The 22,954-nt window shown below is 42.1% G+C and carries 22 protein-coding genes and 1 pseudogene; 1 reads left to right on the forward strand and 22 read right to left on the reverse strand.

The window, feature by feature from the left end; all coding sequences use genetic code 11:
• Positions 1–3 precede the first annotated feature (3 nt).
• Positions 4–1,158, reverse strand: a complete 1,155-nt coding sequence (locus DWX84_RS15700; RefSeq protein WP_048928724.1) for an acyltransferase — start codon at positions 1,156–1,158, stop codon at positions 4–6.
• A 232-nt stretch (positions 1,159–1,390) separates the two neighbouring features.
• On the opposite strand from DWX84_RS15700, the gene DWX84_RS15705 reads away from it, so the two are divergent.
• Positions 1,391–2,560, forward strand: coding sequence for an ATP-binding protein (locus DWX84_RS15705; RefSeq protein WP_005867817.1), 1,170 nt, complete (start codon positions 1,391–1,393; stop codon positions 2,558–2,560).
• Positions 2,561–2,711: 151 nt separating this feature from the next.
• On the opposite strand, the gene hutH is transcribed toward DWX84_RS15705, so the two are convergent.
• The 21 genes and pseudogenes from hutH to DWX84_RS15810 form a co-directional block, all read right to left on the reverse strand.
• Positions 2,712–4,208 (reverse strand): histidine ammonia-lyase, encoded by a 1,497-nt coding sequence (hutH, locus tag DWX84_RS15710; protein WP_048928725.1) that lies wholly within the window; start codon positions 4,206–4,208, stop codon positions 2,712–2,714.
• A 3-nt stretch (positions 4,209–4,211) separates the two neighbouring features.
• Entirely contained in the window at positions 4,212–4,835 is a 624-nt protein-coding gene (locus tag DWX84_RS15715; RefSeq protein ID WP_008772697.1) for a cyclodeaminase/cyclohydrolase family protein, read from the reverse strand.
• Between the two features lie 35 nt (positions 4,836–4,870).
• On the reverse strand, positions 4,871–6,121 hold the full coding sequence (gene hutI / locus DWX84_RS15720) for an imidazolonepropionase (RefSeq protein WP_122297698.1): 1,251 nt from the start codon (positions 6,119–6,121) through the stop codon (positions 4,871–4,873).
• A gap of 3 nt (positions 6,122–6,124) precedes the next feature.
• A complete protein-coding gene (gene ftcD, locus DWX84_RS15725; RefSeq protein ID WP_036611367.1) occupies positions 6,125–7,030 on the reverse strand; it encodes a glutamate formimidoyltransferase in 906 nt (301 codons plus the stop codon).
• Positions 7,027–9,030, reverse strand: a complete 2,004-nt coding sequence (locus DWX84_RS15730; RefSeq protein WP_122377556.1) for a urocanate hydratase — start codon at positions 9,028–9,030, stop codon at positions 7,027–7,029. The genes ftcD and DWX84_RS15730 overlap by 4 nt, the downstream gene beginning before the upstream one ends.
• Before the next feature lie 235 nt (positions 9,031–9,265).
• On the reverse strand, positions 9,266–10,300 hold the full coding sequence (locus DWX84_RS15735; RefSeq protein ID WP_005867808.1) for a Fic family protein: 1,035 nt from the start codon (positions 10,298–10,300) through the stop codon (positions 9,266–9,268).
• 343 nt (positions 10,301–10,643) lie between these two features.
• Positions 10,644–11,321: pseudogene (locus tag DWX84_RS15740) on the reverse strand (DegT/DnrJ/EryC1/StrS family aminotransferase); the annotation flags it as partial.
• 95 nt (positions 11,322–11,416) lie between these two features.
• Complete coding sequence (locus DWX84_RS15745) at positions 11,417–12,736, reverse strand: DegT/DnrJ/EryC1/StrS aminotransferase family protein (RefSeq protein ID WP_005867804.1); 1,320 nt, start codon at positions 12,734–12,736, stop codon at positions 11,417–11,419.
• A gap of 30 nt (positions 12,737–12,766) precedes the next feature.
• On the reverse strand, positions 12,767–13,360 hold the full coding sequence (locus DWX84_RS15750) for a sugar transferase (RefSeq protein ID WP_005867802.1): 594 nt from the start codon (positions 13,358–13,360) through the stop codon (positions 12,767–12,769).
• 230 nt (positions 13,361–13,590) lie between these two features.
• Positions 13,591–14,319, reverse strand: a complete 729-nt coding sequence (locus tag DWX84_RS15755; protein ID WP_005867801.1) for an SDR family NAD(P)-dependent oxidoreductase — start codon at positions 14,317–14,319, stop codon at positions 13,591–13,593.
• The gene (locus tag DWX84_RS15760; RefSeq protein WP_005867799.1) at positions 14,316–15,533 is read right to left on the reverse strand and encodes a fatty acid--CoA ligase family protein; all 1,218 of its coding nucleotides are present in this window, start codon (positions 15,531–15,533) and stop codon (positions 14,316–14,318) included. Before DWX84_RS15760 ends, DWX84_RS15755 begins: the two co-directional genes overlap by 4 nt.
• A 5-nt stretch (positions 15,534–15,538) precedes the next feature.
• Positions 15,539–15,760, reverse strand: coding sequence for an acyl carrier protein (locus DWX84_RS15765; protein WP_005867797.1), 222 nt, complete (start codon positions 15,758–15,760; stop codon positions 15,539–15,541).
• Between the two features lie 6 nt (positions 15,761–15,766).
• Positions 15,767–16,813 carry a 3-oxoacyl-ACP synthase III family protein gene (locus DWX84_RS15770; protein ID WP_005867795.1) on the reverse strand — a complete coding sequence of 349 codons (1,047 nt, stop codon included), beginning with the start codon at positions 16,811–16,813 and terminating at the stop codon, positions 15,767–15,769.
• Positions 16,814–16,825: 12 nt separating this feature from the next.
• Positions 16,826–17,572 carry an SDR family NAD(P)-dependent oxidoreductase gene (locus DWX84_RS15775; protein ID WP_005867794.1) on the reverse strand — a complete coding sequence of 249 codons (747 nt, stop codon included), beginning with the start codon at positions 17,570–17,572 and terminating at the stop codon, positions 16,826–16,828.
• A gap of 5 nt (positions 17,573–17,577) precedes the next feature.
• Positions 17,578–17,802 (reverse strand): acyl carrier protein, encoded by a 225-nt coding sequence (locus tag DWX84_RS15780; protein ID WP_005867792.1) that lies wholly within the window; start codon positions 17,800–17,802, stop codon positions 17,578–17,580.
• A gap of 33 nt (positions 17,803–17,835) precedes the next feature.
• On the reverse strand, positions 17,836–18,480 hold the full coding sequence (locus DWX84_RS15785) for a hypothetical protein (protein ID WP_008777897.1): 645 nt from the start codon (positions 18,478–18,480) through the stop codon (positions 17,836–17,838).
• A 13-nt stretch (positions 18,481–18,493) separates the two neighbouring features.
• Positions 18,494–19,381: a hypothetical protein gene (locus tag DWX84_RS15790; protein ID WP_128616951.1), complete on the reverse strand. Its 888-nt coding sequence runs from the start codon at positions 19,379–19,381 to the stop codon at positions 18,494–18,496.
• 4 nt (positions 19,382–19,385) lie between these two features.
• A complete protein-coding gene (locus tag DWX84_RS15795) occupies positions 19,386–20,291 on the reverse strand; it encodes an alpha-1,2-fucosyltransferase (RefSeq protein ID WP_005867692.1) in 906 nt (301 codons plus the stop codon).
• Positions 20,292–20,294: 3 nt separating this feature from the next.
• Entirely contained in the window at positions 20,295–21,326 is a 1,032-nt protein-coding gene (locus DWX84_RS15800; RefSeq protein WP_005867691.1) for a glycosyltransferase, read from the reverse strand.
• Between the two features lie 13 nt (positions 21,327–21,339).
• Complete coding sequence (locus DWX84_RS15805; RefSeq protein WP_005867690.1) at positions 21,340–21,921, reverse strand: maltose O-acetyltransferase; 582 nt, start codon at positions 21,919–21,921, stop codon at positions 21,340–21,342.
• A gap of 32 nt (positions 21,922–21,953) precedes the next feature.
• Positions 21,954–22,817 (reverse strand): hypothetical protein, encoded by an 864-nt coding sequence (locus DWX84_RS15810; RefSeq protein ID WP_227793931.1) that lies wholly within the window; start codon positions 22,815–22,817, stop codon positions 21,954–21,956.
• Between the last annotated feature and the right edge of the window lie 137 nt (positions 22,818–22,954).

The following is a 22,954-nucleotide window of genomic DNA, read 5'->3' on the forward strand; positions in this document are numbered from 1 at the left end:
AATTCAGCCCACAATATACTTGGCTTTCTTACCGCAAATCTTCCTGATACCCAATACGATCAACCAAGATACGGCGAATGCTACCACAGAAGCGGCAGGAATCTGTAAACCCAAAGGGATATTCAAGGCTCTCGCCAACAGCACGCTGGGTCCCGTAAAGAAATAATGTACCATATAGATACCGAAACCGCATATGGTTAAGTTCGCCAACATTCGCTTAATCGTATCCGACTTAACATTTACCTTCTTCGCCAGCAAGAAGATAGGAATCGTCATCATCACCACATTGGGAGAACAATAATAGAAGAATAACTCTAACTGTTCCTCCGTGTAAGCAGGCAAAGCGGTCGTATAGCGGAAACCGAAGAAAGTAATGGCATAGCCTACGACAAACATAGGAATGCCTATCCCAACGATCTTTCCTGACGACCAATCATGATTCCGCAGATAATGCCCCAATAGCAAGTAACCGTTAAACCCGGCGAAATAATAAAGCATACTGAATTCATTCCATGAGCATCCACCCCAAATGTAAGGAGATACGAATTCCCGATAATAAGGAATAAACAAAGTCACTCCCCAACCTGCCAGAAACCATAATTTCGCCTTATCCGAAACTTTCTCGACCCAAGCGGAGAAGATCGGCAAATAAAGATATAAACCTATCAGTAAATAGATATACCACATATGTACATCCAACAATGAGAAATTGAACGGTATCTGGGCGATATAGCCTAAAGACACACTCAACGATTGACGAGTCACCTCTTCTCCCGAATAAGGGAAGAAATCAAGAATAAGTTCCGGCCTCAAACCAAGCAGTCCCGTAAACCAAGGAAATAAATTATAAATAACAGACCAAATCAAGAAAGGCCAGAATACACGCAATATCCTTTTCTTATAGAAAATAGAAGTCTCTTCCCGGACCGGTAGCAACAAGGCTCCCGTAATCATAACGAACAGAGGTACACAAGGACGAAGAAAAGCCCCATAGGCAGCTCCCCAAAACTTAATATCCCCAATAATCGGAGAATCTCCGGGATAGAAATTAAACGGGTCTGTACAATGACAGCAAACAACAGTAAACATCGCGATCAGGCGAACAACGTCCAACCATACGACATGAGTTTTCACGGTAGAGATTTGCTTTTGTTCCATATAAATAACTGTTTCATTCGTAATAGTTGGCGAATATACAAAAAAAGGAATAGTCATACATCGTATCCACGGCTATATAGCTCCGGCTCTCGCTCTTCACCCGACAGAACGGGTGATCGCAACCAAGAATCAAGAAAAGATAACATAAATTGCACCGCAAGTAGTGCAATTCTTTACGAAAAATGCACTATTCACAGTGCAAATTAGTATATTTGCGAAAACATTATAATATATGGATAAGTTACAAACAAGTTTCGATGCGATGTTACGTACTACACCTACCTCATTCCATCGATATATGTTCGACCGCATTAATTGGAACAACCGGCTATTGGGCTTAGTAGGTCCGCGTGGCGTTGGGAAAACTACTTTGATGTTGCAATATGCCAAAGAAAAACTGAACAGAAATACGACCTTGTTCGTCAACGCTGATGATTTGTACTTTTCCAGCCACCACTTAGTGGATTTAGCTGATGACTTCGTCAAGCGAGGAGGGACCCATCTTCTTATAGACGAAATCCATAAATACAAGGACTGGGCCCGCGAGCTAAAACTGATGTATGACTATCACGCAGATCTAAAGATATTCTTCACAGGTTCCTCCATCCTTGATATCAACAAGGGATCGGCAGACCTGAGCCGACGGGCTATCGTCTATTCTATGCAAGGGCTTTCATTTCGCGAATATCTTAATATGTTTCACAACATAGAGATCCAGACCCATACACTAGCCGATATCGTAGAGCACCGCATAGAACTCCCCGAGAAATTCCGTCCTTATGCCTATTTCCAATCCTATCTAGAGAAAGGGTATTATCCGTTCTCGAAAGAAGACCAATTTCATATACGCTTACAACAAGTAATAAACACGACGTTGGAAGTTGATATACCGCAGTATTCAGAAATGAGCATATCAACAGCACGAAAACTAAAGCAATTGCTCACCATCATTGCCCAAAGCGTACCATTCAAACCGAATATGAGTAGCATAGCGATTATGCTAGGAGTGAGTCGCAACAATTTATCCGATTACTTTCTTTATCTCGAGGAATCCGGATTAATCTCCCAACTACGCGATGGAGTCGGTGGCATCAGAGGGCTAGGCAAAGTAGATAAAGTTTATCTGGATAATCCTACTCTTATGTACAATTTGGGGAAGGAAATATCCAACATCGGGAACATCAGAGAAACATTCTTCTTGAATCAAACACGTGTGGAGCAAGAAGTCATCACCTCCCCTATATCGGATTTTCAAATAGCCGACTATACTTTCGAAGTTGGAGGGAAAAATAAAAAGCAAAAGCAACTGCAAGGAATAGAGAACGGCTTCGTTGTAAAGGACAATATCGAACAAGGATACATGAATGTAATCCCTTTGTGGCAGTTCGGGCTCAATTATTAAATCCGCTCATTTAGTTTCATTCGTAATAGTTGGCGAATATACAAAAAGAACACGGAGCACACAGGATACACGGCATCGCACAGATCAATATTACATATCGCAAAACAAATCCGTGTATTCCGTGTGCTCCGTGTGCTCCGTGTTCCTAAAATTAATATACAAAGTCTTTCCTACGAATAAACGCCACCGTACGATGTATTTCCGTGTACATAATAATATCCTCATCGATAAATGGCACCTCTTTCCGGTAATCCTTCAAGAACTTCTCCAACACAGGGGAGGTCCTAGCCGGACGACGGAACTCAATTCCTTGTGCCGCATTCATCAGCTCGATCGCCAAGATATGATCCAAATTGTCCATGATCTTAAACAACTTCGTCGCCGCATTCGCCCCCATACTCACATGATCCTCTTGTCCATTACTGGACACGATAGAATCGCTGCTCGCCGCATAGCAATACATCTTATTCTGGCTTACCATACTGGCAGCCGCATATTGAGGGATCATGAAACCGGAGTTTAGGCCGGAATTAGCGACCAAGAACTCAGGCAATCCCCGCAAACCCATGATCAATTGAGCGACACGACGTTCCGATATATTTCCTAACTCAGCCAAGGCAATCGCCAAGAAATCATAAGAAATCGCCAAGGGCTGACCGTGGAAATTACCGCCGGAAATAATCTTATCCTCCTCCGGGAAGATCGTCGGGTTATCCGTCACGGAATTTACTTCGGTAAGCAGGACATTCGCCACATAATTGATAGCGTCTTTCGTAGCCCCATGCACTTGAGGGATACAACGGAATGAATACGGGTCCTGAACATGTTCCTTTTTCCGGGCGATTAACTCACTTCCCTCCAATAGCCGTCGAAAAGCGGCCCCAGTCTCGATTTGTCCGGGATGCGGACGCATCTGCTGGATACAATCCATGAAAGGATCGATACGCCCATCGAAAGCCTCCAAAGATAAAGCGGCGATCAGATCCGCTTTCTTGGACAGGCTAAACGCACGCATCAAGGCGAATACGCCATTGGCGCTCATAAATTGCGTACCGTTCAATAAAGCTAACCCCTCCTTGCTTTTCAGCTTCACAGGCTTCCAAGCGAACTCGTCCAATACGCTGATCGCTTCCCGTTTGCGGCCCTTATAATAAACGTCACCCACGCCGATCAGAGGCAGGAACAAATTCGCCAGAGGCGCCAAATCACCGGAAGCGCCTAAAGAGCCACGATCATACACGATCGGAAGTACGTCATTATTGAAAAAGTCCAAAATACGTTGTACAGTGATCACCTGTACGCCACTATGCCCCAACGAAAGGGCATGCGCCTTCAATAACATCATCAAACGGACGATCACCGGACTTACCTCATCTCCTACGCTACAGGCATGACTTTTCACCAAGTTCTCTTGCAAGGTGCTCAATTCGTCCGGAGAGATATTCTTATTGCATAAGGACCCGAAACCGGTAGTAATCCCATACAAAGGCCCCTCCTGCTGCTCGATCTTATGATCCAAGTAATCCCGGCAACGCTGGATGCGCTCCTTCACCTCGGGTGAAAGCTCCAACTTCATATTTTGAGTAAGTATCCGTTCGATTCCCTCAAAAGAGAGAGGCTCGGAACCCACATAATAGACATTGCTCATATGCTATAATTTAGTCTTCACCCAATCCAATAACTTTTGCTCTACACGGATAGCGTTCGCCTCCAGTTCATCCGCTTTCTTCCGCATCATTCCGACGAACACCTCGTCTTGGATGGACGTTAAGTTAATTCGGACATTCAATAAAGCCCCCAATACACAAGTACGGGCAGCCATCATCGCCACGCAAGCATCCGTGACGGCATTCTGATTACCTTTGTGAGCCACATAGATAATCGTCTCCATTACGGAACCGATCTCCTCCGCCACCCTCATCGGAACAATAGCCGCCTCCTTCGTTGCGCTCTGTATCGCATTCGTACGGATCACCTGTTCGTCAGGCGTTTCTTTCGGTAACTTAAAAGCGGAGAATACACGATCATAAGCCTCGCTGTCCTTATCAATATATTCAGTAAGACGTTCACGGATCATAGCCGCCTCGGTAGCGATCGTCTTCATTTGTCCTTCCACTTCCGCATATTTCTTTTTGCCAACAGTCAGATGGGCCACCATCTCTGTCAAAGCTGCCGCTATAGCGCCATTCAAGGCTGATATACTTCCACCACCGGGAACGGGAGCACTACCCGCCGTTTCCGCCAAAAAATCTTTAATTGTCAAGTCTGCTAACATAGTATTTTGATTTAAATGATTCAACAATTCTTATCTTACATCATATAAAGTTCCCCGTCCTTAATTACGGTATCCACGAGATTCATTCCCACATGATAAGGTAGAAACTTATAAGACGGGTATTTCAGCAAGATCACGTCCGCACGTTTTCCCACGCTGATACTTCCAATCTCGGAGGCACGTCCCACGGCTGCGGCTCCATTAATGGTCAATGCCGTTACCGCTTCTTCAGGAGTCATTTTCATATAGATACAGGCCAAAGCTATCATCATCGGGATCGAGGCAGAGAAACAACTTCCCGGATTTAGATCGGAAGCTAAAGCCACCGCGCAACCGGCATCTATCATCTTCCTTGCAGGCGCATACGGCTCATTCAAGGAAAAGGCAGTCAGCGGAAGTAAGGTAGCCACGACACCCGCTCTTGCCAGACGTTTGATGCCTGTGTCCGATATATGTAACAAATGATCAGCACTTACACACTTCAAGGAGGCCGCCAGTTCCGCCCCTCCGAAAGGAACGATCTCATCCGCATGCATCTTCAATTTAAAACGATGATGACGGGCGGCACGAAGCAAGCGCTCACTCTGTTCTAACGAGAAAACGCCTTTCTCACAAAACACATCACAAAACGTAACCGTATGTTCGGCTCGTATGGCAGGAAGAACTTCCTCGATCATATAATCCACATAATCGTCCGTACGACCGGCAAATTCAGGAGGAACAGCATGAGCACCCAAAAAGGTCGATACGACATCCATCGGATGAGACTCATTCAGGTCCGACATGACACGAAGCTGAACTAATTCTGTTTGCAAATCCAAACCATAACCACTTTTCCCCTCCACCGTGGTAACACCCATGGAGAATAACTCATCCAAACGTTCTTCCCCTCTGTCCCATAGTGTATCGAAATCACTTTCACGGGTAGCTTTCATCGTATTCACGATACCTCCACCACGCTCCATGATCGACATATAACTATCTCCCCGCAATCGCCAAGAGAACTCCTCCTCCCGGTAACCGCCAAAGATAAAATGCGTATGGCTATCTACAAATCCGGGTAACACCGCTTGGTTCTCCGCCCGAATCTCCAAATAATCCTCCGCATGGATGTTTCGAAGTACCTCCTCCGTAGGTCCTACATGCGTAATAACCCCATCAGACATCGCTACGGCTCCATCCACGATAACGCCTAAATCAGACATCTCCGCTCCCCGTCGCGCCTTATCCCCATGGCAAGTGACGATCTGCGCAGCATTCCTGATTAATATCTTGCTATTCTCCATACGCTATTCCATAATACGAGCTTCCAGCACCTGATTCATTGAGAAATCCTCTAGTCCCAAATAGTAAGAGGCCGTATCGATCAACGCCTCCATAGGAACCAAGCCGATAATCTCGCTCCCCACCACCGGAACACCATATCTGCGAGCTTCGATACGAACTAACTCGAAGGCCCGGTACAAGGCCGTACGGGTATAATCGGTCATATTAATAGAGACCTGTACGATACCACGTTCCTTCAACTCAACCCCCATCGCTTTACAATAGCGTAAACCTCCGCCGATGAAACGGATTTTCTTCGCTATATCCGTAGCGATCTGCAATTGATTCGTTCCTAAATTCACATTATAGGCGACCAAAGGCATGCGGGCTCCTATGGCGACCGTACCGGCTGTCGGATGTCTTTCGGCCGGACCAAAATCAGGTTTCCACTCCGGTTGATGGATTTTCTCTGCCATCCCTTCAAACTCTCCTTTACGGATCGCCGCCAGATTCTCCCGGTAAGGGGCGGAAGCCGATTTCTCATATAAGAAGACCGGCACGGCATAACGAGCGCCCACTTCCTCCCCTACTTCCTTAGACAAGGCGATCGCCTCTTCCATCGTACATCCGCGAATCGGTATAAAAGGAACAACATCTACGGCCCCCATTCGAGGATGTTGACCGCTATGCTTGTTTAAATCGATCAGCTCAACGGCAACTCCAATGGCCTCCAATACGGCTTGTTTTAAAGCGACTGGCTCCCCTACCACGGTAACAACCAAGCGATTGTGATCCTCATCATTACTATAGTCCAACAGTTTAACACCCGTCTTAGCCCGGAAAGGCGCTACGATCTTATCTATCTTCTCCAGATCCCGTCCTTCACTGAAGTTAGGGACACATTCCATAATCTTATTCCAAGTACTCATACCTTTTTATTTAATGATGTTTGTACGATTTCATGAATAAACGCCCTCTCCGGGATATACGGGAGGGTAATATGATACTGTTCGCCACGGTTCTCATTGAAAGTAGCGCTCGTACGCATCGCATTCGGGTTACGGGCCCATGAGCGACGAGCGACACCCCCCATCACGTCCCATATCATAGCAGAGCGAAGTATCTCGTCCACCCGCTCACTACCATCGAGAACCATACCGAAACCTCCGTTTATCGCCTTACCGATACCAACTCCTCCACCATTATGAAGAGCGACCAAGCTCATACCCCGGGCGGCATTTCCAGCGAAGCACTGCACCGCCATATCAGCCATCACATTGCTTCCGTCCCGTATATTAGAGGTCTCACGGAATGGAGAATCCGTACCGCTCACGTCATGATGGTCTCGTCCCAACATAATCGGGCCTACCTCCCCATCACGTACCATTCGGTTAAACTCAAGGGCGATCTTCAAGCGCCCCTCAGCGTCTTGATATAAGATCCGGGCTTGCGTACCCACCACCAAACGGTTCTTCTCCGCGTCACGTATCCAATTATAATTATCCATATCCTGCCCTCTTCGAGTCGGATCGATACACGCCATAGCCGCATGATCCGTGCGAATCAAATCTTCCGGCTTACCGCTTAAACATACCCAGCGGAAAGGACCGTACCCATAATCAAATAATTCCGGCCCCATGATATCTTCCACATAAGAAGGCCATATAAAACCATCTTTCTCATCCACACCGTTACGGGAAATCTCATGTACACCGGCATCATAGATCGCTTTCATGAAGGAGTTCCCATAGTCAAAGAAATAGGTACCCCGGGCAACCAGACGCTTGATCACCTCGAAATGTCGCTTCAACGTTTTATCGACCAAAGCACAAAAGTCTTCCCGGTGATGAGCCAATAATTCCGTACGTTCCTCAAACGTCACGCCTACCGGGCAATAACCACCTTCATAGACCGCATGACACGAGGTCTGATCACTCAAAAGGTCGATGGAAAGCCCCTGTTTATCGGCATATTCCAATAAATCCACGATATTGCCATGAAAAGCGATAGAGATCGGTTCTTTCTTACGAATCGCCTCGTCGGCTAAGGAGAAAGCTTTCCCCATATCATCCGTCACATACTGGACCCATCCTTGGCATCGGCGTGTCTCGATACGGGAAGCGTCTACCTCGGCGATTATACTGGCAGCACCGGCAATCACGGCGGCTTTAGGTTGAGCGCCACTCATTCCTCCTAAACCGGAAGATACAAACAGATAGCCTCGCAAATCCTTATCTTGTGGAATCCCTAATTTCTTACGTCCGGCATTCAACAATGTATTAAACGTACCGTGTACGATACCTTGCGGGCCGATATACATCCAACCTCCGGCCGTCATCTGTCCATAATTAGCGACTCCCATCTGGGCGGCGATATGCCAATCCTTTTGGTTATCGAACATTCCCACCATCATGGAGTTCGTGATAATCACCCGTGGGGCATCCGGCTTAGAATGAAACAATCCCAGAGGATGCCCGGATTCGATCACCAAGGTCTGCTCCTCGGTCAGCTCCTCCAAATACTTCTTAATCAAACGATATTGCATCCAATTCTGGCAGACCTGCCCAGTCTCGCCATACGTAACCAACTCGTAAGGGTACAAAGCGATATCAAAGCAGAGGTTATTATCGATCATTACTTGAAAGGCCTTTCCCTCGATACATTTACCTTTATATTCAGAGATAGGCTTCGCTTTCAGGTCTCCCTGCGGACGGTAGCGATAACCATAGATCCGTCCCCGGGTCAATAATTCCTCCATGAACTCAGGAGCTAGCTTCTCATGTAATTCAACAGGGATGTAACGAAGCGCGTTCATCAATGCCGTTTCTGTTTGAGCGGGCGTAAGCGAATAGCCGCGATCGGGAGCACGGCGAATACCGGAAACGAAGGAAGGATATTCCGGCAAATAGTTATCAAGATGTATTTCCATAACGTGAATGATTTAGTAGGTGCTTACAATCTGCAAGGAATTTCACGGATTCAGCGCCGACAAGTTAGCGATTATCCAAATCCCAACCAATTATCATTCCATGTTTAGAAGCATAAAAAAGCCCCCGTCTCTCTCATCCACCCTAAGGGAAAGAAAGACGGGGGCATAATTATAATTGTTCAGTAGTAGAAGTTGTTTCGTAAATACAATAGTCCGTTAGTTTTCACAAAAGAAATCAAAAATAAGTTTTGACAGCAAATTCAAATTGTTCTATGAATATCTTCTTGAAAGCGGCAATGTTATTCTGTTCATAGAATATCAGCATGGCTTTTTTGTAGTCTATGGAATCAACCGTTCTGAATGAGATTGGGCAATAACCATTGGCTATCAGTATGGCATTGCTTGTGATACGGGCAGTACGTTTGTTTCCATCCGAAAATGCCTGAATATAAGAAAGGAGAACCAGTGCAAGTAATGACTTCTCAAAGATATTGTCTTTGCCATTGATAAGTTTACAGGAATCTTCCAATGCCTCACGAATCTGGAACTCGTTATCAAGGGGACGATAGTTCGTACCTGTGATACCCACACGTCGGCATCGTATGTTTCTTTCCACACCTAAGTCCTTGGTCAGTAAAGAATGGATGTCCTCTATGCGGTGGACGGATATTTCCTTAAGATAGTCGGGCACATTGAGAACAAAATCAAGCGCATCTTTGTGATTGAGCAGCATGATAGCTTCTTCCCTTGTCTTACCAGTAGCTTCCTGTCTTTCTTTCAGCAGGCGCTCCGTTTCTAGCAGGGAATAAGTATTGCCCTCGATTTGTGAAGATTTCCACGACAGGTCAACTCCCAGTCTTTCCATCTCCTTTTTGTAATCTGTTTCAGAAAGTTCTTCAAGGTGGGTTCTGAAAGTGGACTGAGCTTTATCCAAACGTTTACATTCCTCTTCTGTGAAAAGTGAAACCTTTGGCAGAATCTGTTTTATGAGTTCGAAATTGAAATTTTCCTGCACAGTACGATCATCCATTTCATTCTTGAAATAGGTATCAATATCCAAAGGCATCGTTACCTGAGCTTGTGGAGTAAGCGAGTATTTGGTAGCAGGTCCTTTTCCATACACTTCTATAAGACCTTTGCTGACAGCATCAGCCAAGAGTCTTTTCATGGTGCTGTCGCTTGGTGCATTTACCAGCATGGAAGCTATCGCTCCTCTATTTGATAGCGGATGATAGTGCAATACCTGTAGGATTTCTGTTTCGATAGTCATAACATTCCTTTCACTAAATCGGCTCAAAAGTACTAATTTTCCTTCAACTATCGGCTCAAATTGAGCCGATAGTCGTATCTTTACCGCAATATTTGAGCCGATTTGCAATATTTTCCCAATACCCAATGCGTAGGAACACGATCCTAGCTCTCTCACACATGGTCATAAACTCCGCTCTCGAATAGAGTAAGACTTTGGGGCGAAGGAAAAGTTCAGCTAAAGAACACAAAAAAAGGTGCATCAAAATGACACACCCTCCTCGTAACAAAAATAAAATCTTTATGATTAGCCTTTACTTAGGCCTACGCATTGAAACGAATTTAGCTCATGAAAGCTGTTAAAATCAACGCTCAATCAAGCCCCTTATACCTCCAACGATATACTCAATATCCCGATCCGTCACATACGGGCCGGAAGGCAGGCACAACCCAACCTTAAACAAAGATTCGCTCACCCCATTCACATAAGCCGGGCAATCCTTATAAACAGGTTGCTTATGCATCGGTTTCCACAAAGGACGGGATTCTATACCCATCGCGTCAAGTCCCACACGCATCGCCTCGACATTGGCATTCGGCTCGCAATCCGTATGTGCGTTAACCGCCGCATGAGTCACACCGCCCGCACCACCAACAGCACCTTGTACCGTTGCTTGATAAGCATTCTCCTGCCCTTTCACCCTCAATAAAGGATCCAAGACAATCGTATTCAACCAATAGTTACTATCAAAACGACCGGAAGGATTCTCATGCAAGGTGATCCCTTTCACATCCTTCAACAGTTCCCGGTATAAATCACACGTATGCTTATGATGAGCTACATGAGCATCAGCCACCGTCATCTGACCACGCCCGATACCCGCACAAATATTCGACATCCGGTAATTATACCCGATCCGCTCATGCTGGTAATACGGATAAGCCTCCCGAGCCTGCGTAGCGTAGAACATGATCTCCCGCTTAGCCTCCTCATCCGGACAAATCAACGCACCATCACCACTGGTCGTAATCATCTTATTCCCAATTCTATAAATTTTGTTCGCAGCGAAGATATATCTTTCAATTAATAGCCATTTTTGACTGCTTACATAATTAAATCTACGTTAAACTGTTTCAATTATTTAGGAAGGCAACATAGAAGGTTCTCGATAATGTACTCAACGTCTTCCTCAGTCATCTTTGTGTTCAGAGGAAGTGTAATCTCGTTCTCAAAGAATTTGTATGCATTAGGATAATCCTTGATATCAAGGCCCTTTGCTTTATATGCGGTCATCATCGGGAGTGGCTTATAGTGTACGTTGGTTGCGATACCACGCTCTGCCATCTGCTCAATGATGCTGTTGCATTGCTCACGTGTTTTACCAGGAAGACGAGTGATGTAAAGATGACCACTACCAGCCCAATCTGCACCATAATGCTTCAAGCCTACAATGCCATATGGAGCCAGAGCTTCGTCATAACGCTCAATGTACTTCTTACGCTTAGCCAACATCTCAGGATAACGCTCGAACTGGATAAGCCCCAGAGCAGCCATAATGTCAGTCATGTTGCACTTGTACCAAGGGCCAATGATATCATACTCCCAGGCACCCAACTTTGTCTTAGCCAACGCATCCTTATTCTGACCATGGAGCGAGAAGAGCTGTGATAGACGATAGATGAATTCATTCCAAGTCTCACCCTCTATGAAAGGTACAGGACTTCCGCAATACACTTGCTGGCGTTCCACCTTCTCGTTTCCGAAAGGCAGGTTCCATGTCATTGCGCCACCCTCTGCAGTAGTGAAGTTCTTAACAGCATGGAAAGAGAATGAAGAGAAGTCCGCAATCTCACCAGCCATCTTACCATGGCGAGAGGCACCAAATGAGTGGGCACAGTCGTTAGAAACCACGATACGTCCCATCTTAGCCTGAATGTCATTAGCAGGACGATAGAGCGCCTTGATCTCTAGGCGGTTCACCACTTCAAAAATCTTCTCTACATTAGCGCATATACCAGCCAAGTCAACAGGTACAATTACCTTCGTACGCTCAGTGATTGCTGCAGCCAGCTTCTCGTAGTCCATCTCAAAATCCTGATGATCGTTACCATCATTCTCTGCATAAGCCGCCGGACGGATATCCACCATCTTTATGGTAGCACCCACATGATCAACCACCGAAGCAGATGCTGTATAGGTATATGCAGGCATAATCACCTCGTCACCAGGACCAACGCCCATCACATGGAGCACCATCTCCATGGCAGCCGTAGCCGAGTTCAAACATACAGTTTTCTCCGTATGAACATATTCCGAAATTATCTTCTCCAACTTCTTTGTACGAGGGCCAGTAGTTATCCAACCACTAAGGATTGCGTCACGAACCTCGTGGGCTTCAGCCTCCGTCATATCTGGGGGTGAAAAGGGAATTTTCCTTCTTTTCAAATCAGTACTCATTATACTTGTTTTTAAAAATTAATCTCGTATTTATCTCTCAGTAATAATCTCTTTAAATGTTTGGAAAATAAGTTTGATATCATACCAGAATGACGCATTCTGCACATATTCCAAATACAGCTTTATCTTCTCCTGCATAATCACGTTGATATAATAGTCCTCAGGATCTTTTGCTTTTTCCATCAACTCATTCTCATTGCGGAATTTAATTGAGGCAGGGTCGGTGATACCAGGACGAACATCCAAAACATGCATCTGTTCCTCTGTCCAGTAGTTTACATAGTGACGAACCTCTGGACGAGGACCGACAAGACTCATCTCACCAAGAAACACATTAATCAATTGAGGGAACTCGTCCAACTTATATTTTCGTATAAAATATCCAGAACGAGTAATTCGAGGGTCTCGACCTCCAATAGTTACCAAAGAGCCCTTATCTGAACCTACACGCATCGAACGAAACTTAAAAATACGGAAATCATTATTATTTCGTCCTACACGAACCTGACGATAGAACACAGATCCCTCGGAATCCAACTTAATCCAGATTGCCATAATGAGGAATATGGGACTTAATACCAGTAAACCGCAGCCACTGGCAAAAACATCAAATAGCCGTTTCATATATACGTTTGATTATTCAAAAAAAAGAGATGCTTTTCGGTTAATATTAAGGTCATCATTGTACAAAGTAAACGCTATCCAGTTCTAATATACAACAGTTGGAAGAGAACCTGTCATTGTGACTATAGCTTCATTATCAAGCGTCCACTTACTCCTAACTATGAATGTACTCAATGAATGTAAGTATTGGAGTTGAATACACTATTGACTATTTTGTCAACTTGTATCACTTATATCGTACCGTTATCAACGTGAATATTCTGACCAGTGATACTCTCTGCCTTCTCGCTTACAAGGAAAGCAACAGTTTCTGCAACTGAACGGATACTAGTAGCTGCCTTGAGTGACGTACGGGCATAAATCTTGCCTCTTTGTTCCTCTGTAAGAGTAGAGCTCATAGCGGTTGCCATGAAGCCAGGAACTACGACATTTGAGCGGATGCCGAGGGATCCCCACTCGCGAGCAGTATCCTTTGAGAATGCTTCGAGTGCACCCTTAGAAGAGGCATACATTGCCAATCCCTTGTAGCCTGTGTGAACAGAGATAGAAGAGATATGTACAATAGATCCCTTCACCTTGTGAAGAATCATGTTGCGAATAACATTCTTGGTCATCATCATTGGAGTGAAGACATTCACGTTGTACATAGCCTGAAGTCGCTCCAAATTGAGGTTGGTCACAATGTCATCGTATGCAACAGCTGCATTATTTACATAACCGTCAATCTGTACCTTGTTGCTACAAAAGTCTTTGAAGACATTATGGCGTACGTTTTCACAATCAGCAAGGTCAACACTCTTGAAGAAGACGTGATCAGGGCACTCTGCTTCCAGAGCCTTGAATTCATCGGTATAGCTACGAGCAATACCATATACGTTGTTGCCTTGTTCGAGTAGGACACGACAAATTTCGAGACCTACGCCACGAGAGCAACCTGTAACAATAATATTTTTACTCATGATCGTTTGAGTTTACCGGTTCTTGTTAATTCGAATTGTTCTACAAACTTAATTCTGCGTGGAATCTTGAAATCCTGCAGCTGTGAGGTAAGCGCCTTCTTAATATCAACATTGGTGAGTTCAGAACTATCTTCCAACTGGATGTCAGCACAAAGCACGCTACCGAGGACTGAATTTGCCCTACCATAGACAAGCACTTGCTTCACGCCATCGATTGCTCGAAGGACATTCTCCACTTCTCCTGGATTGACCTTGTAGCCTCCCACATTGATGAGCTCGTTCTTGCGACTCTTGAAGCGGAACAGTCCTTGCTCCTTGTCTACCCACTCGATGAGATCACCAGAGTGATAGTAATTACCCTCGAACTTGAAACTGTCGGAACGTCCAAGAAGTGACTTATGGATAAGCAGCTCGTCATCAACAACTGTAAACTTATCGCGAATCTTCTCTGGTATCTGGAAGCAATCGCCCTTGGCTGCGAACAACGATCCTGCCTCGGTTGAGGCATACACGTTATTAATCTTTGCCGTTGGAAAGATCTTCATAATGGAGTCATACAGATGCTGTTCAGACTTCTCGCCACCCAAAGTGACACGAATCACGCTCTCGTATGCATGCTCGAAAGGGAGGAGCAAACGATAGAATGTAGGAGTAGCTGACACATGAGTAATCTGATACTTGCCAATCAGCTCGTAAACATCAGCCCTCTGCTTGTTGAACACGTTGATGAGGGTATTCTGGTTCTCGAATGCTTGAAAGAACACCTGTAGACCTGCCATGTGAGTAGGGTTGTAGGCATACGCCCACACCTGGCCCTTGTACTTATCGCCAAGACGAACGCTACGAGTCAAGGTGTCAACGGTATGCACCACCTTCTTAGGCTGACCAGTAGTTCCTGAGGTGAAGATGGTGATCTCTGATGAAGACTGCTGAAGCGAAGCCACCACATCGTCCATCGAAGCAAATGATTTCTGCTCGATAACTTTTGTCTGGTTCACCTCATTCTCGTCCACACCATCAATCTCCGAAGGATTCAAGTCCGAATCCAATAGAACCAGAGGTCTATTTGCAGTCAGAGCACGGATTAGGTTAACGAAATAGACGTATACATCCCTTGTCTTGAGCAAAGGACAATATTCTATCGCATGATTAAGCGAGCAGAACAAGTCCTCGTATGTATAAGTCTTATCGTTATCTACAAGAAATACTGCCATTGCATTTAGCTAAGTTTTGCATAAATCTCACCAACAGTATTAACGAGACCATCCTCGAAGATGTCAATATCGAACTCATCCTCGATGCGAACGGTAAGTTCTGCGAGATCGAATGAAGTAAGGCCTAGATCGTCACGGAGCTTATCACCCTCGTTGAGGGTTACAACAGCTTCCATATTCTTAGAAGCACGAATATCATTAATAACTTCTAATACTTTAGTCTGCATAATGTTTTATTTATTAATTGGTTCATAGAATTTTGTTTCAGAAAGGTCAGCAGCGACACTACCCCAAGACAGCCCCACACCAAAACCACACATAATGGTCTTTTTGAGGTCATATTGTTTCTGACTGCAAACATCACTCAGCAGAAATGGTATGGTAGCAGGTCCAGTATTGCCATAGTCCTTGCAGTTGGCAGGGGCCACTTCAGCAGCAACTTTTAGTTTTTTACGAACATAGTTTACCATAAATTCATTTGCCTGATGAAGGGCATAGAATCCTACATCTTCCTTTACCCAATCCATGTACTCAATTAGTGAGTTCACATTTTTATGTACCTCGGTTATTGCAAAATTAAAAATGGCCATACCATCCATGAAAAGGTCATTCATAGTACGGCCATTCTTGTCCTCATCCCACTTTAGAACGCTTGTTTCCTCAGAAACTGGCAAACGGAAACCTCCAGCAGGAACTATCAAACGATCAGCTCCACTTCCATCACTTTGAATATGGAAGCCCATAGAAGTATTTCCTACGGTTACAAGGCTCGCGGTACCGCAATCACCGAACACCATACGAAGTGATTTATCATTAGGATTCATCATGCGTGATGTCGTATCACCAGCCAATACGAGTACATTCTTGCAAGCACCGGTAGTTATCCAAGAAGCAGCCTGAAATAAACCATAAATAAAGCCAGAGCAACCATAATGAATGTCAATACAAACAGTGTCCTTTGACAAACCTAAACGGTCTTGAAGTGCAATAGACGTTGAAGGCAGAATCCAATCGCACGTCTGGCTAACGAACACAAGTCCGTCAATCTCATCCTTATTGATTCCATCCTTTTCCATTAACGCTTCAGCTGCCTTCTGGCACATGTCAGAAGAACACATGTCTTTGTCAGCAATGCGAGCACGTTCTACACCTGTTGCCTTCATAATGTTGGCTACCTCCGTATCACCATACTCTGCACCAAGAGAAACCATTTCTAGAATATTCTTTGGCAACCATGAAGCCACGGCCTTAACCTGAACATTGTTAAGAATTACTTTCATAATTATTCATGATTATTGAAGGGTAAAACCACCATCTATCACAAGATTTGTGCCTGTAGTGAACGAAGAAGCGTCACTTAGAAAATAGATAATGGCATGTGCTACCTCTTCTGGTTTGCCAAATCGCTTTAAAGGGTATTTCTTCATTTCTTCAGAAAGTTGCTCCTCTGAAATAGTTCCTGTATCCCAAATATGTGTATTTATTATACCTGGACATACCGCATTTACTCTAATATTTTTACTTGCAAGATCCAATGCAGCATTCTTAACAAAACCACACACGGCAGCCTTAGATGTAGAATACATAACGTTGCCAACTCCTGCAATAACAGGTCCAGAAATAGACGAAGTAAATACAACAGATCCATTCTTTTCTAGTTTTTTCTTTTTCAATAATTGCTGCATCAAAAGAATTGGAGCCAAAGTATTGACAGACATTATCTGCTCCATTTTATCACGAGTGATAAAATGAGTCGGTAGTATGATGGAAAGTCCCGCATTATTGACAAGTCCATCAATTGATGGGCATTTCTCAACAATTGTTGAAATATCAACATCACATGATAAATCAGCCACAATCATTAAATGACCATTTCCCATCAATAAATCATAGGTCTGCTGTAATTTGGCCTCATTACGACCAGTCAATACAACCTTGGCACCCATCTTAGAACACTCAATGGCTGTAGCTTTTCCTATACCAGAGGAGGCTCCTGTCACCAAAATAGTTTTACCCTCAAGTGAAAAAGGATTATACATACAGTTCACTTCTTTGAAGATATTAGTTCAAAGAGTTCCTGGATAGTGTTGGTCTTGCGCATTTCGTCAGCCCTAAGCTGTACCTCATACTCATCATCCACCATTGCCATCACGCTAAGAGCAACCATGGATGACCATCCATCTAATTCTCGGAAGTTTGTTTCAGCACTAATTGTTGAAGCATCAAGATCGTCAAACTGATCTGCAAAATTCACAATAAAATCTTTCATTGATGCAATTTTTAAATGTTAATCGTAATTTTATTATATAAATCTGAATTTTATCTTTGTTAAATCATATACCATCTCTGTTCTTTCTCTGCCGTCAGGGAGTGTAAATGTAGAAACAACCTTAGCTCCATTAATCTTATGAAATTTAAAGATCTGCTTATTAATTGTATCTACTTCAATAAATAAATCTTTCACTCCCAATGTTTTCATAATCGACATGAACATGTCATTCATAGAAATTGCGACTTCAGGATCTTTTCTATTTGGCAACCATCCCCAATATTCACCTCGGGCACCTTTAGAAGAGACATAATGATTATTTGATTCACCTTTAGTTGATTTGAATCTATCAATTGCTGCCTTAATTAATTTCGGGTTTGATATTGCAGAGGTAAATAATGGCCACAGAAATGAAAATTTGTTATCACGCATTGATTTCATCTGCTTACTTGCATCTAGTGAACCGCTGCTAAAACCTACTATCAGTCCGTTCTCATCTTCTGCACAAACTATAACTTCGTTTGGATCATTAAGCATTACCTTATAATATTGCTTAAGGAAAGAATAATTTACCTGCGCAAAAAAACCTTGGTCATATTTATCTCTGATGTGCAAGTGAACATAAGCAATTTGCTTTGCATCACTTGGCTTAGCTAATCTAAATCGAATATTTGCCATATATCAAAATATTTTACCAATAACAACCACCCTCTACCGCAAAAGCATTCTTAGGTCTATCTTTGGCATCAGGATAAACGAAATACTCATTGATATAAGGCTTAAATTCATCATTCTCTTCATATCGCTTGCAAGTTATTCCAAATAGAAACTGAAGCACACCTCCCATGTGAACAGCCTTTTTGCCCATACGTTTGATATGAGCAGCCAGCGGAAGGGCGTATGCGCCACATCCTAGCAGAGCAATATCAAAATCCTTCTTGTCAATTTCGCTTTTCATCCAGTCAAGTGCATCGAACCAAGTGTCAAAGCCAACAGGATTGCCTGCAATTGACTGCACAGCCTTAATGGTCTGCAATGAAGCAAACTCAGGCAACACCTCGCTGTTCTTGAATAGTTTCTTCTTTTTGTTTTTGTACTGACTCTCGATGGTCTCAGAAAAAGGATGCACTACAAGAATCTTTTTCCCTTTTAGAGAATAGGTCCAAGGATGTTGCTGGGAAAAAAACGAATCCAAAGTTGACTTATGGACATATTTTTTATGATTAAACCAATTACTAAAAAATAGTTCTTCGATTCGCCACCTTACGAACAAGTCTATATCTTTGCAATCTTCTTTATAAAGAAGATAAAACTGTTTAAGTGTTCTCATTGAAACTGGGAAAAAACCGGCATTCATTCTCATATTTCTCTTTGATCTTGACAATAATGGAAAACTCAAAGGAAAATATCGGATTAAAAATAATGCTTGAAACTCAACACTTCCTATTCTTGATATCATGCTTGGATTCTCAGATTCGAGCAGCCGAGATATTTCTCTGATATCAGTCTCTAAATCATGTTTTCTGGGTCCTAAGAATTCATGAATACGATCTGCAAATTCAAATGTTCTATACTTCACAATATTAAATTTTAATCCATGTAGGCAAATACAAATCAGAATATTCCAACGTATTATGCCATTTATGTGGGCATATAATAAAACAATTTTTACGCTGGTTCAAGTATGCACCCCACCAAGAGAATGAACTGTTTGCCAATATGTTGCATCTAGCGATGGACAGGAGTTGCATATCGCGATAACTATCGGCACCTCGGTTGTGTGCAATAAAATGAACCTTTGCATCACCAAACTCATTCCTCATATTTTCCATACACCATTTCTGGTCATTTGAGAAAATAAAGAACTCTGGGCTAGTAATCAAGTTATAGGCCTCACGTATTGCATTACGATAATAATCAAGTGTGCATATACCTCCAAAAGAGGAAGATCCGACATAATCACCACGACGAATGTGTACAGTCACAGAGTTATCTTGTTTGAGAAGAGGTTCCAATTCCAAATTCTCCTTTGTATCGAATGGACGAAAAGTAAACTCTTTAAGAATCCTATCACGATATTTATCAAAGTAGAGTGGAGTCATCCAGTAACCATCAAAATAGCAGTCATCTATTACAGACAAAGCCTCTGGTATAAACACATACGGCTGCTGATCTGTCACAAACTCTGTCTTTCGCTTTGGAAATATGCGACGAACAGCTCGAGCAAGAACTTGATTTGGAATATAGAACGAAACCTTCATCAAATCCTTCGGTCTGGCAGGTTCTAAAGTCGCATTCGGGAATACCTTGTCTATCTCATAACCATTATGATAAAAGTTATTGCCATGATAAACCTTAATGAAAGCATTTTTATAATGTTGAGTATCAATAAAAACCTCCTCATTGGGATATTTCGCCTTCAACGCTACAGCAAAAGCATACTGAAACATCTGGTTACCTAGACCTCCTATGATATTTACGATTTTCATATACTAATCTTCAAAAATTTTTAATCTTGCAAAGGCTTCATCTAGTATCATTTCTACATCATATTCCCTTGCTGTAAGAATTGCATTTTTCCTTAATTTTTTGCGCAAATCAATATCTGAAATAAGTCTATTCATTGCGGTAGATAATGCTACTGCATCCTTAGGGGGAATAAGCAATCCATTATAACCATCAACAAGGACTTCACCATTAGCATGGAAGTCTGACGCAATAACTGGCACACCAGCTATGAATGCATCTAACAATGTTCCAGGAAAACCTTCACCCTTGAAATATGTAGGGAATAGTAAAACATCATACTCGGATAGTTGTTTATAACCATCTTCTACACTCACATCAAGAAAGCCTTTATAATTAATATTTAGGTAATAAAAATCCTTAAAATAGCCTTCATCATATGGAGGCACTAAAGTTCCGTAAATATCTAAACAAATGTTTTTATTATCTAAAGACTTAAATGCTTGGATTATTTCTTCGATTCCTTTTTGTATTAATACCCTTGAAAAATACACAAAACGTATTTTCTCAAAAATAGCTTTATCAATTGTTGGTTTAAATATTACTGGTTTAAAATTCGGAACCATTGCACAGTTAGTAATTGATAATTCCTCTAGGTCACGTTTCAAATAATTACATTGAACTACTACTTTAGTAAACACATCATATACTCTTCGGTTTTTAAGAGATACGTTTTTGAGATCTATTGCCAAATCTCCTCCTGCAACCCAATAGAAAATTCTCCGTTTTAGATGAGTTAAATTTAGTATTTTTGCTATATAATAAGCACCTCTAGTTGATATTGACAGAATGATTGGCTCACTTCTTTTAGTTCTTACAATATATATTAGAGACATAATTAACGACAATACGGATTTTTTTTTCCAAGTATCAAAGACTCTACAGTCAACATTTTTAGAGAGTATATATCTCAAAAAATGCTGATTCTTTGTTTGCACACCACCACCTGTACTTGGGCTATTTAATTGAATACTTCCTATAAAAGTTAATCTATTCATACTTTTTTCCACCTTAATTTGTTGACAAAGTAAATCCAATTTGCTTTGCAGGAACACCTGCTACTATTACATTATTAGGGATATCCTTATTTACAACAGATCCAGCCCCAATAACAACATTGTCGCCAATTGTTATAGGTCCCAAGATTATTGCTCCGACAGAAATATAAACATTGTTTCCTACATTGATACTACATTTAGAGCCAAAATTCATAGCATTACGTTTTCCAAATAAAACATTAGGAAGAACTGTGCAATTTTCTCCAATATGAATCCAACTATCACAACGAAGAAAACCTGGATGTACAATCATGACACCTGGCCCAAAAGTATTAGGAGCAACAAACATATTTGATTTTATTCTGCTGTGATTGTATCTATATTTCCAATACAACAGAAATACCCTCTCCAATAGAGTACGTTTTTCTAAATTTAGGTAAAATTCATAATGCCTCAATACACGAAAAAATTCATATATATAATAATTTTCATATCCTCCCAATCTTTTTATCATACGCTTATAAAAAGTCTGGGAACCAAACCCTAGATTATCTCGCTTTAAATATTCTTGCAGATCTTTTCTTGTAAATATCATAAACGTGATGTTTAGTTCTGCTTATTAGGGGGTTATCGCAAGAACCCCCGATAATTGATCTTTATATTAGATAATCGAGAATATATGTAAGCTGATGGAATAAACATATAATACATATACCTAAAGAAATTCACAGACTGTGATCTCACCAATGAGAAAAAAATGCATCCCATAATTGCGAACATAAATCGATTAAATCTTTCATTATTAGTTAAAATAAAACGATTCCATATTGACAATCCTAGACCTATCACCAATCCATTATATACAAACCCTAAAAAGCCACAAAAGATATAACCTTCAGCAAAAGGATGAAAAGCCCATCCCTGAGAGGCGCTTACTTGAGAACTAGGAAAAAGAGAATCTGCAATCAAAAAATATAACCAATCACCTCCCAATAATGGAAATGTTTTTATAATCTGAGAATTAATAACCATTAATGGATCAATAATATTTTTGCCAATAACACCAACCAAATTATACGCTGGCGCTGTATAATCTTGTTTAAGTAAAATATCTTCCAATGTCCCCTCATTAACACCTCCTCTTAACGAATAAGTAAAACTCGCTAAATATAGAAACGTAATAGCGATAAAAGACAAAACAAAAACTTGTTTAATCCTTATCTTACGTCCATATATCCATAAAAGTACAAGTCCCAATATAACTGCAAGGATATCAGAACGAGATCCTGATAGAATATTATAGATAGTATAAAGTAAAATATTATATGCAGTAAAAACTTGCATATACCATTTTTTCTGTTCCATAGCAACCATTGGGAATATCACGAAAGCAGGCAACCACTTAAACATTTGATCAATTATAGTCATCAAAATATTCTCGTTTCCCATCGATCCATTTTCCACTAAGGATTGGTAAGAAATTTTCACCATATTGGTAACTAATAAATATGAACTTAAAAAACTAAACACAAGAACAAAAAAACAAACTATTGATTTTGAATTTCTCCTCCTATAATATACAACATTATAGACCTTATGAATTTTGGATGTATGATTTAGGACTATAA

Source organism: Parabacteroides sp. AF21-43 (assembly GCF_003635435.1).
Lineage (GTDB): Bacteria > Bacteroidota > Bacteroidia > Bacteroidales > Tannerellaceae > Parabacteroides > Parabacteroides distasonis.

What these genes read in the sequence shown, in the direction of transcription:
- DWX84_RS15700 (WP_048928724.1), bottom strand. Translation starts at nt 1,158, where the DNA reads ATGGAACAAAAGCAAATCTCTACCGTGAAAACTCATGTCGTATGGTTG.
- DWX84_RS15705 (WP_005867817.1), top strand. Translation starts at nt 1,391, where the DNA reads ATGGATAAGTTACAAACAAGTTTCGATGCGATGTTACGTACTACACCT.
- hutH (WP_048928725.1), bottom strand. Translation starts at nt 4,208, where the DNA reads ATGAGCAATGTCTATTATGTGGGTTCCGAGCCTCTCTCTTTTGAGGGA.
- DWX84_RS15715 (WP_008772697.1), bottom strand. Translation starts at nt 4,835, where the DNA reads ATGTTAGCAGACTTGACAATTAAAGATTTTTTGGCGGAAACGGCGGGT.
- hutI (WP_122297698.1), bottom strand. Translation starts at nt 6,121, where the DNA reads ATGGAGAATAGCAAGATATTAATCAGGAATGCTGCGCAGATCGTCACT.
- ftcD (WP_036611367.1), bottom strand. Translation starts at nt 7,030, where the DNA reads ATGAGTACTTGGAATAAGATTATGGAATGTGTCCCTAACTTCAGTGAA.
- DWX84_RS15730 (WP_122377556.1), bottom strand. Translation starts at nt 9,030, where the DNA reads ATGGAAATACATCTTGATAACTATTTGCCGGAATATCCTTCCTTCGTT.
- DWX84_RS15735 (WP_005867808.1), bottom strand. Translation starts at nt 10,300, where the DNA reads ATGACTATCGAAACAGAAATCCTACAGGTATTGCACTATCATCCGCTA.
- DWX84_RS15745 (WP_005867804.1), bottom strand. Translation starts at nt 12,736, where the DNA reads ATGAGTACTGATTTGAAAAGAAGGAAAATTCCCTTTTCACCCCCAGAT.
- DWX84_RS15750 (WP_005867802.1), bottom strand. Translation starts at nt 13,360, where the DNA reads ATGAAACGGCTATTTGATGTTTTTGCCAGTGGCTGCGGTTTACTGGTA.
- DWX84_RS15755 (WP_005867801.1), bottom strand. Translation starts at nt 14,319, where the DNA reads ATGAGTAAAAATATTATTGTTACAGGTTGCTCTCGTGGCGTAGGTCTC.
- DWX84_RS15760 (WP_005867799.1), bottom strand. Translation starts at nt 15,533, where the DNA reads ATGGCAGTATTTCTTGTAGATAACGATAAGACTTATACATACGAGGAC.
- DWX84_RS15765 (WP_005867797.1), bottom strand. Translation starts at nt 15,760, where the DNA reads ATGCAGACTAAAGTATTAGAAGTTATTAATGATATTCGTGCTTCTAAG.
- DWX84_RS15770 (WP_005867795.1), bottom strand. Translation starts at nt 16,813, where the DNA reads ATGAAAGTAATTCTTAACAATGTTCAGGTTAAGGCCGTGGCTTCATGG.
- DWX84_RS15775 (WP_005867794.1), bottom strand. Translation starts at nt 17,572, where the DNA reads ATGTATAATCCTTTTTCACTTGAGGGTAAAACTATTTTGGTGACAGGA.
- DWX84_RS15780 (WP_005867792.1), bottom strand. Translation starts at nt 17,802, where the DNA reads ATGAAAGATTTTATTGTGAATTTTGCAGATCAGTTTGACGATCTTGAT.
- DWX84_RS15785 (WP_008777897.1), bottom strand. Translation starts at nt 18,480, where the DNA reads ATGGCAAATATTCGATTTAGATTAGCTAAGCCAAGTGATGCAAAGCAA.
- DWX84_RS15795 (WP_005867692.1), bottom strand. Translation starts at nt 20,291, where the DNA reads ATGAAAATCGTAAATATCATAGGAGGTCTAGGTAACCAGATGTTTCAG.
- DWX84_RS15800 (WP_005867691.1), bottom strand. Translation starts at nt 21,326, where the DNA reads ATGAATAGATTAACTTTTATAGGAAGTATTCAATTAAATAGCCCAAGT.
- DWX84_RS15805 (WP_005867690.1), bottom strand. Translation starts at nt 21,921, where the DNA reads ATGATATTTACAAGAAAAGATCTGCAAGAATATTTAAAGCGAGATAAT.
- DWX84_RS15810 (WP_227793931.1), bottom strand. Translation starts at nt 22,817, where the DNA reads ATGGTGAAAATTTCTTACCAATCCTTAGTGGAAAATGGATCGATGGGA.